Here is an 8,580-nt window from a genome sequence, read left to right on the forward strand (position 1 = left end):
GCGACTGACGATATCGGCGGGCTCAAACGAGATGCCCACGCCGGGAAGCTCGCGTGCGATCCGTGCCCGGAGTTTTTCTTTAACTGGCTCCAGAGACGCGCCCTTGAGCTGCGCCTGGAGCACGGCCTCGTGCGGGCCGCCCGTCCAGAGATGAATCAGGTTCACCGGGAAGCTGGGCGGTTGCACCCCGATAAAGCCCATTGTTTTTTCGACCACGCCCTTGCCCGCCTCTTCGTCGAGAAAGGCCAGGACTTGAAGCGCAAGCTCCTCAGTCTTCTCGATGCGGGTGCCCGCCGGAGCACGGAGGCGCAGCTGGAGCTGGTGGGTGTCGGCGCGGGGGAAGATGTCGGCCCCGAGCCGCCCGAGTCCCAGCCAGAGCGTGAGGCCGCAGACCAGAAAGTAGCCCAGCACCAAGACGCTTCTAAAGCGAACGAGCGTTTCTAGCAGGCGCACAAACCCGGCGGCGGGGGCGCTGTGGCGGCTTTGTTCGCGGAGCAGCAAGACGGAGAGAACGGGGACGAGCGTGCTGGACAGAAAATACGACGCGGCCATGGAAAACGCAACGGCAAGTGAGAGCGGGGTGAAGAGCGCCCGTGTGGGGCCGACCATAAACAGCGCAGGGATAAAGACCGCCAGGACGCAGAGCAGTGCCAAAAGGCGTGGCCCCGCCGTCTCCGCCGCCGCCCGCCGTGCCGCCCGCGCCGGGCTCTCCCCTGCTGCCAGATGCGTGTGGACACTCTCCATCGTCACCGTGGCCTCGTCTACGAGAATCCCCACGGCCAGTGCCAGCCCACCCAGAGTCATCAGGTTCAGCGTCTGCCCCGAGAGCCAGAGCCCGACTAAGGCGATGAGCAAGGCAAGCGGGATCGTGAGCACAACGACTAAGGCGCTGCGAACGTCCCGCAGGAACAACAAGACCATCAGCCCCGTCAGAAACGCGCCCAGCAGGCTCTCGGTCAAGAGATTGGAGATCGCGCCGGTCACAAACGACGACTGGTCAAAGTCATAGCTGACTTTCACGTCGTCGGGCAAGACGCTCTGGAACTTGCCAAGGTTGGCCTTCACCAGCTCGACCACAGTAAGCGTCGAGGCATCCGCGCGCTTGGTGACAGGGATATAGACCGTGCGCTTGCCATTGACCAGCCCGATTCCCGTCTGAATGTCCGAGCCGTCTTCTACCGTCGCCACATCTCTTACATAGACCAGGGGGCCGCCGCCGGTCGTGGAAACGCGTACGGGGACGCTCTCTAGCTCTTTGACCGCGCCAATCGTGGCATTGGTAGGCACCAGGGGCATCTTCGAGCCGATGCGCAGGTTCCCTGAGGGAACGATGACATTGGCACTGGCAATCGCGCTGACCAGCTCATCGGGGGTCAGCTTGTAGGAGCGCAGGCGCTCGGGATCGGCATGGATCACCACAGAGCGCGCCGAGCCTCCAAACGGCGGCGGGGCCGAGACACCGGGGAGCGTGGCAAAGAGTGGACGGACTTTATTGAGCGCAGCGTCCTGAAGCTCCGGCACGGTGCGGGTCTCCGACGTAAACACCAGCTGGCCCACGGGGACACTGCCTGCGTCAAAGCGCGTCACAAACGGCGGGACGGTTCCGGCGGGCATGAAGGCGCGGGCACGGTTGACATAGGCAATGGTCTCCGAGAGCGCTTGTGCCATGTTCGTGCCCGGATGGAACTGGAGCTTGATGAGTGCCGCGCCCTGAATGGACTTGCTCTCGACATGCTCAATGCCCGCGATATAGAGAAAGTGGTACTCGTAGTAGTAGGTGACAAAGCCGTCCATCTGCGCCGGATCGAGGCCACCGTAAGGCTGCGCCACGTAGATCGTCGGCACGCCCAGATCGGGGAAGACATCTCGGGGCATCCGTTTGAGTGCCACAAAGGCCGTGAGCAACAGCCCGATTACCAGCGCGAGGATCGTCAAGGGGCGGCGCAGGGCCAGCACTGTCAAGTTCATCTACTTCGCCTCCCCGAGAGCCCAGTGGAGAGTTGCTCGTGCCAGAGCCAGCTCGTACTCCGCCCCAACCACCAGAAGCCGTGCCCGAAGCGCCTGCGCCTCCGCATCGGTGAGTTCCACAAGGGTGTTGAGCTGAAGCTTGTAGCGCTCCTGGGCCAGGGTTCGCGCCGTCTCCGCCGCCATCACCTGCGCGGTCGCCGCTTCCAGAAGAGCGGTCTTTGCCTCGATCTCCAGCCACGCCTGCGTCACCTCTAAGCGCACTTGCTCCCTAAGCTCACGCGCTTGGCTTTCTGCTGCCTCCGCGCGGCGCTGCTCCTCGGCGATGCGGCCCTCAATCGCTCCGCCCGTGGAGAGCGGCACGGTCATGGCGAGTCCTACGGCCCAGAGCTGGTTGTTACGGATCAGTGGCCCCGGATTGAGCGCCCCAATGCTCGCAATGCCATCAAGGCGCGGACGGAACTCTTTTTTGAGGCTCGCGGCGGCGGCTTCTGCGGACTGTCGCAGTAGCCCCACTCCCGTCAGCTCCGGGCGCTGCCGTGTGGCCCGTTCGAGCGCCGCCGTAAGTGTCTGCGGGAGCGTCTCGGCCTTGGGGAGCGTGAGTGCCCACTCGGTAAGATTCGTCTCCCCCATCGCGTGGTTCAGCGCCGCAGTCGCGCTGAGCCGCTCGCTCTTTGCCGAAGACAGCGCCCCCCGCGCCTCCGCAACACTGGCGAGCGCGAGCTGGGCATCCACGCCCGACTTCAAGCCCGACTCCGAAAAGAGCTTCGCCTGCTGTTCTACGGTCTCGCGCTGACGCAGGCTCTCCTGGGCGATCTGAATTTTCCGCTCCGCACGCAGCACGGCAAGATAGGCACGATCCACGAGCAGCAAGACCTGTGCTTGCTGAACCCGCACCTCACTCCCAGCGGCCTCGGCGGCGAGGGCACGGCTGGCAACGATGTCTTTTGTCCTGCCGCCATCCAGAAACGTCTGCTGGAGATTGAGGCTCGCCCCAAACTGCTTCTTGAGCGGGTCGCCCGCGATTCCCGCCAGACCTTGCGGCGGCACGCCACTGAGTCCGGGGTTGTTGAGCGGTCCAAAAGCGGGCGCTCCTGTCGGGCCACGGCTTGCCACTGCCTGGAAGAACACCGACGGCTTCTCCGCCGCCTGTGCCTGTGTCACCCGTGTCTGCGCCTGCTGCACCTGCGACTTCGCACGGGCAAGCTGCGCGTGGCGCTCCACGGCACGCTGTCGCGCTTGTGTCAGCGTGAGAGCGGGAGTTTCCTGAACGAGCACGTGCGCCGTCGGGATTGGAATCATGAGCTACCGTTCCACATGGACTGCCGGAGCTCCTCTAAAGTCCCAGAACCCGACCCGCTTGCCGTTCTTACCAAGCAGCTCGATACTCTCGATCGCCGTCGGTGTTTCTTTGGGCAAAAGCAGGCGCAGATGGACAATTTTGCCCGTTTCTGGCAGCTCCGCAGTGCACTCTTTGCCGAGCACAAACTTGGTCTGAGCAAAGCTCTGCTGACCGTCTAAGCGCCACGAAATCGCGCCCTCGCCTTTGGGATCGCCTTTAAGGCTGAACTTCAGCGTGAGTGGCCCGGTCAGACTGAGACCTTGCTTAACGGCAAACGGAGCCTGCTTGGCGAGCGCATCGGGCGTCAGAACGAGCGCCCCATCTTTCAGGGCAAGCTCACTGTAGCGGGCGATCCAGCCCTGCGTGCCACCCGCCACACCTGCGACGCTGGCTTTACCGGCACCCGCCCCAAGAACATGGTCGTCGAAGAATTTCTGGTCTGCGGGGTTGATCGCCGCACTGGGCAGGTTCGGGTCGCGCATCATCTTGGACCAGGCTTCGAGTTTGGCGGAGAGTGCCGCAACACGCGCGGGCTCTTTTGCCGCGAGGTTGAGCTTCTCTCCCTCGGGCTTGGTCGTGTCGTAGAGAAAGCTCTCGGAGCCGAGGCGCACGAGCTTCCAGTTTCCCTCCAACACGGCGGCTTGCGTACGCCAGCGCCAGTAGAGGTTCGGGTGCGGCTCGCTCTTATTCTTTCCCGTCAGATAGGGCATCAGGTTCACGCCATCCAGCGCCGCATCGGGCTTCTGACCGGCAAGCGCGGTCGCGGTGGCCGCGACATCGAGCGTGCTGACGGCTTTCTCGTAGACGGTGTTTTTGGGGAGCGTCCCCGGCCACGCCGCCACAAACGGCACTCGAATCCCGCCGTCGGTGAGCATGCCTTTCTCCCCGACAAGTGGTGTGTTGAGCGAGCCATCCCACGCCCCTTTTCTCAGCGGAGCGCCATTGTCGGAGACAAAGAAGATGAGGGTGTTCTTCTCTTGCCCGAGGGCTTTGAGCTTCTCACGCACTTTTCCCACGCCCTCATCAATGGCCGCGAGTGTCGCCAGGGCTTGCCGCCGCTCTAGTGGTACCTCTTTGGGGGTCTTACTAAACCACGGCTCAGGCGACTCAAGCGGCACGTGGGGGCCGTAGTAGGCCAGGTAGAGAAAGAACGGCTTTTTGGTTGTCTCTTTTCCGCGTCGCTCCAGAAACCCCAGCGCGGCCTCGGTCTGCACGGTGATCCGAAAGCGTTTGTCGTTGACGGTCTTCGGGGCATCGGAAAACGGCGTGCCATCGAGTGCATGGGACGCGACATAGTTGGTCATCTCACCGCGCCAGTACTCTGTAAAGCCTTGAGCATGGGGCATGAACTGCCCCGACGAGCGCTGGCCACCACCCGGTGCGGGGGTTAAGTCCAGGTGCCACTTGCCCGCCATCCCCGTGGTGTAGCCCGCGTCTTTAAGGCGCTCCGCCAGTGTCTGCTCCGAGAGAGGAAGCGGGCCTTTGAGGTTATCGTCCACGCCAAAGCGCTGCTGGTAGCGCCCCGTGAGTAGCCCCGCGCGGCTAGGGACACACTGTGGCGCGGTCACGTAGCCCCGGGTAAAGCGCACGCCGTCGCGGGCCAGCGCATCTATGTTGGGGGTTTGTATGTCTTTGACACTGCCCTGAACGCCCAGATCCGCAAAGCCATGGTCGTCAGTGAAGATCACCACGATATTGGGCTTCTGGGGCTGCGCCCCAGTGGGCACCGCAAGGCAGAAGGCAGCAAGACAAGCAAGAAAAGAGAATCTCATGGAGTGTATGTTCCTTTAAGCGAGAGGGAATGGGCACTCTCGGTAATTTCAAAGAGCTGGGCGCGTTCTTTGCCACCTCCGTTGGGCTGATGCAGTGTGAGCAACAAGCTGCCTGTCAACGTCCGAAAGAGCATGGCATGGCCTCCATCGGCAGCGAAAAGTGGTTCTTGATCCTGATCCCAGGGGCCCGTGAGGTTTCCCGAGCGGGAGCGAGCCAGCCCCAGCGCGTAGCCCTTCTCACCAAAGCTGGACCAGAGCATGCAGAGTGTACCGCCCGAAGTACGATGAAAAAACGGGCCATCGGTCACAAAGCCTCGGTGTTTCGGAAGACTCCGCACCCAAGGCGCATCGGTCGCCTTAAAGAGCGTCTTGGGCTTTCCGGATGTCCCCGAAAGATCATCTTTAAGCGCAATTGCCTCGACAGTGCCGTCTTCAAGCTCAATCCACTCGTGACAGTAGACCAGCCAGGGTTTATTGTTCTCAATAAAGAGGGTTCCATCCAGGCACATCTTCCCAGATGGCGTGTGTGGCTGATTCGCAAACGGCAGAAACGGCCCGAGCGGTGAGTCGGCGAGAAAGAGCTGCGTTCCCCGTGGCTGGAGCGGCGGGCGTGTCGTCTGCGCCTGATGGGGCTTGCCCGAGAGCGTCACAAAGAGATAGTACTGCCCGTGATAGAGATGCACCTCGGGTGCCCAGACGGCTTCGCTGGCCCAGCTTTTCTCGGGCACGGAAAACACCGAGATCGGCTCTGTCCACTCACGCAGATTCGCGCTCGTGTAGACCTCGACACCACGCTCCGCTTCGATACGATTGCTCTTTTGTACATAGAGATAGTAGGTATTTGTCTGGTTTTCGGTCAAGATAAACGGATCCCGTACCCGAATGTCGCTGAGTGTCACCATCATTTCCCCGAACTTTCCGAGATCGCCAGGGCGCGAACCTCGAACATGGCACTTGCCTCTTTAGCTGTCGCCGTGACCGTGAGCATATTTTCGCCGACGCTCAGCAGGCGTGAAATGTTCACGCTTCGGTAGAACTCGCCCGCGCCGCCGCTCAGCTCGGGGACGGGCTGTCCGTTTACGGTCAGGCTCAATGATGCCCCAAGGATCGCCCAGCTCCAGAGCTCCACACGCTCTGTCTTACCGTCCCAGACAAAGCGCACGGTCTGCGGCTGCGTGGGAAACGGCCCGATACAGCTGATGTTTTTCTGTGTGGTACCGAGTGGTCCGAGCTGTGCCAGAATCGTCACCGAGGGGCCCGGCGCGTAGAGCCGCGTACTCTGCTGCTTCAGTGCCACGTCACCGTCAAGCTTATTGACACGCCGGTCGTAGGTGAGAAAGCCGTTGAGTTCGATCTCCACATCGGTGAGCTGGGTGTAGACCGCCGCTGCAAGCCCCTGCTCACGGAGCAAGAGCACCTGATCCAGCAGCTCGCCGTAGCGCTTTGCGAGGCTCCCAGCGAATTTTGTGTTCTCTTTATCGTTCTCGGGCTTCCAGCTATGGCCGGGAGTCGCCTGCCGCATTCCCCCAAACTCGCCCAGCACAGCCGCACGTCCCTCGGTGAGTGGGTGGATTCCCGGGCCGGGGTAGCAGTGAATGTCGTCTATTTGATCTCCACCCACATTGAACCAGCCCGAGCCGCTGGAGACAAGCCGGGTGGGATCGTAGCTGCGTAGCCACTCCGAGAGCTTTCGCGAGCGCTCCATGCCATAGTTGCTCTGTCCCCACCCCTCGTTGAAGACCGTCCAGAGAACCACCAATGGAAACGGACGACTAAAATCTACCATCGCCTTGAGCTCCGTGTCGAAGTTGGCACGCGCCTCCTCCGTGGAGATTCCCCAGCCATTGGGCATGTCCTGCCAGACCAGCAAACCGGCGCGGTCACAGTGCCAGTACCAGCGGGCGGGCTCGACTTTCACGTGCTTTCGCACCATGTTGAAGCCCAGGCGCTTCATCGCTTGAATGTCAAAACGGAGCGCCTCGTCTGTCGGTGGGGTGTAGAGCCCATCGGGCCACCAGCCCTGATCCAGCGGGCCGTACTGAAAGAGTGGCTCGCCGTTCAGCAGAATCCGTGTGTAACCCTGTGGATCTTTCCCCAGCGCCACCGTTCGTAGCGCCGCGTAGCTCTCAACACGATCCCCTCCAGCGGCGGTGAGGGTGAGATTGTAGAGAAAGGGAGAGCCTGGCGACCAGAGCTTGGGACTAGGAACACGCACCGTGAGCGGCTCGCCGGTCTTTCCTGTGGCCGTTACCACGGTTTGTCGCCCGTCCTTGAGCTGGAGCGTGTAGGGAGTTGCTGCCTCAGAGCCCTCCACAAAAAAGACAAGCGCCTGTCGGTCAGGAGTCGTCTCGGCTCGCACCGCAGTGAGATGCCGCACGGGGACACTTTCGAGCCAGACCGTCTGCCAGATCCCAGAAACAGGTGTGTACATCACGCCGCCGGGATCGAGCTTCTGCTTGCCGCAGGGCTGGAACCCACGGGTGGGATCATAAACCCGCACGGTGAGCGTGTTCTCTCCCACACGCAGCGCCTCCGTGATGTCTAAGGTGAACGGATCGTAGCCCCCCTGGTGCTGTCCAACTTCCTGACCGTTCACCCAGACACGCGCCTCCCAGTCTACGGCGTCAAAGTGTAAAAGCTGCCGCTCTTGCCTCTCCGACTTCAGCGTACTTGGGACAAAGCGCCGCTGGTACCAGAGCGCATCGTCGGGCGTGACGGTGCGTCGGACTCCAGAGAGCGCCGACTCGATGCAAAACGGCACCAGGATCTTGCCATCCCAGTGTCTAGGAGCCTCTTGCTGGCCCTTGGGCACCACGGCATAGTCCCAAGAACCATTGAGGTTCTGCCACTGCTTTCGGACAAGCTGGGGCCGGGGGTACTCGGGCCAGGGCAGTGTCTTACTCACTTTTGCGCTCCAGGGAGTGTCGAGCTTTGAGGGATAGGGCGGATTTGCCATTTTGGGAAAACGTTTACCTAGTTTCAAAAAAATAAACCAGAGAGCAGGCTTGCCCTCTGGTTTGACGAGAGCCTAGTCCTCTTCGATGGTGAGGAAACGGTAGGCGCAGTTGGTGATATTGGGCGGGTTGGTTGGGGTGATACATGTCGTCCCAGGGGTCATCAGGCGACGCAGATCAATCGTCCCTGCGTGGCCATCGCACCAGACCACGTTAAGCCGCCCCTGATGGCGTGCCGTGATCCCTCCCTCACGAAAGAAAGTAGGCTGGTTCGTCGAAGGGACGAGACTCAGCACCTGGTAGCCATTCCACTGAGCGATTGTACGGGGCTGGTTCTGGATATTGGACCAGGCGACCTGAAAGCCTCCATTGCCCTCCATTGCCCAGATGGTATCGGCAGGCTGCCCAACCATGGACATCGTGGTCTGGCGAGCGGTGTTGTTGGACTCGGATGAGGGCGGCGTGCCGATCTCCGTGTTCCAGTAGGTCGTGTTGGTGGAGTAGCTGCCCCAGTTCTCGGTTGTTGCTGCGGTCGCAAGCCGCGTAT

At 61.7% G+C, this 8,580-nt stretch carries 6 protein-coding genes; all 6 read right to left on the reverse strand.

Going from position 1 to position 8,580, the window contains the following annotated elements; translation table 11 throughout:
• Nucleotides 1-1,968 (reverse strand): efflux RND transporter permease subunit (locus RMO15_RS00455; RefSeq protein WP_309706836.1); only part of this gene is annotated, 1,968 nt, incomplete at its 3' end.
• Nucleotides 1,969-3,267: a TolC family protein gene (locus RMO15_RS00460; protein WP_309706837.1), complete on the reverse strand. Its 1,299-nt coding sequence runs from the start codon at nt 3,265-3,267 to the stop codon at nt 1,969-1,971. It lies immediately after the preceding gene.
• Nucleotides 3,268-3,270: 3 nt separating this feature from the next.
• Nucleotides 3,271-5,079, reverse strand: coding sequence for a sulfatase-like hydrolase/transferase (locus RMO15_RS00465; RefSeq protein WP_309706838.1), 1,809 nt, complete (start codon nt 5,077-5,079; stop codon nt 3,271-3,273).
• The gene (locus tag RMO15_RS00470; protein ID WP_309706840.1) at nt 5,076-5,984 is read right to left on the reverse strand and encodes a glycoside hydrolase family 43 protein; all 909 of its coding nucleotides are present in this window, start codon (nt 5,982-5,984) and stop codon (nt 5,076-5,078) included. The genes RMO15_RS00465 and RMO15_RS00470 overlap by 4 nt, the downstream gene beginning before the upstream one ends.
• On the reverse strand, nt 5,981-8,035 hold the full coding sequence (locus RMO15_RS00475; RefSeq protein WP_309706841.1) for a sugar-binding domain-containing protein: 2,055 nt from the start codon (nt 8,033-8,035) through the stop codon (nt 5,981-5,983). The genes RMO15_RS00470 and RMO15_RS00475 overlap by 4 nt, the downstream gene beginning before the upstream one ends.
• 72 nt (nt 8,036-8,107) lie before the next feature.
• Nucleotides 8,108-8,580 (reverse strand): H-X9-DG-CTERM domain-containing protein (locus RMO15_RS00480; protein WP_309706843.1); only part of this gene is annotated, 473 nt, incomplete at its 5' end.

It is taken from the genome of Armatimonas sp. (genome assembly GCF_031410135.1).
Taxonomy (GTDB): Bacteria; Armatimonadota; Armatimonadia; order Armatimonadales; family Armatimonadaceae; genus Armatimonas.

Excerpts from the sequence above, each read along its gene's own strand:
- RMO15_RS00470 (WP_309706840.1), bottom strand. The coding sequence starts at position 5,984 with ATGATGGTGACACTCAGCGACATTCGGGTACGGGATCCGTTTATCTTG.
- RMO15_RS00465 (WP_309706838.1), bottom strand. The coding sequence starts at position 5,079 with ATGAGATTCTCTTTTCTTGCTTGTCTTGCTGCCTTCTGCCTTGCGGTG.
- RMO15_RS00460 (WP_309706837.1), bottom strand. The coding sequence starts at position 3,267 with ATGATTCCAATCCCGACGGCGCACGTGCTCGTTCAGGAAACTCCCGCT.
- RMO15_RS00475 (WP_309706841.1), bottom strand. The coding sequence starts at position 8,035 with ATGGCAAATCCGCCCTATCCCTCAAAGCTCGACACTCCCTGGAGCGCA.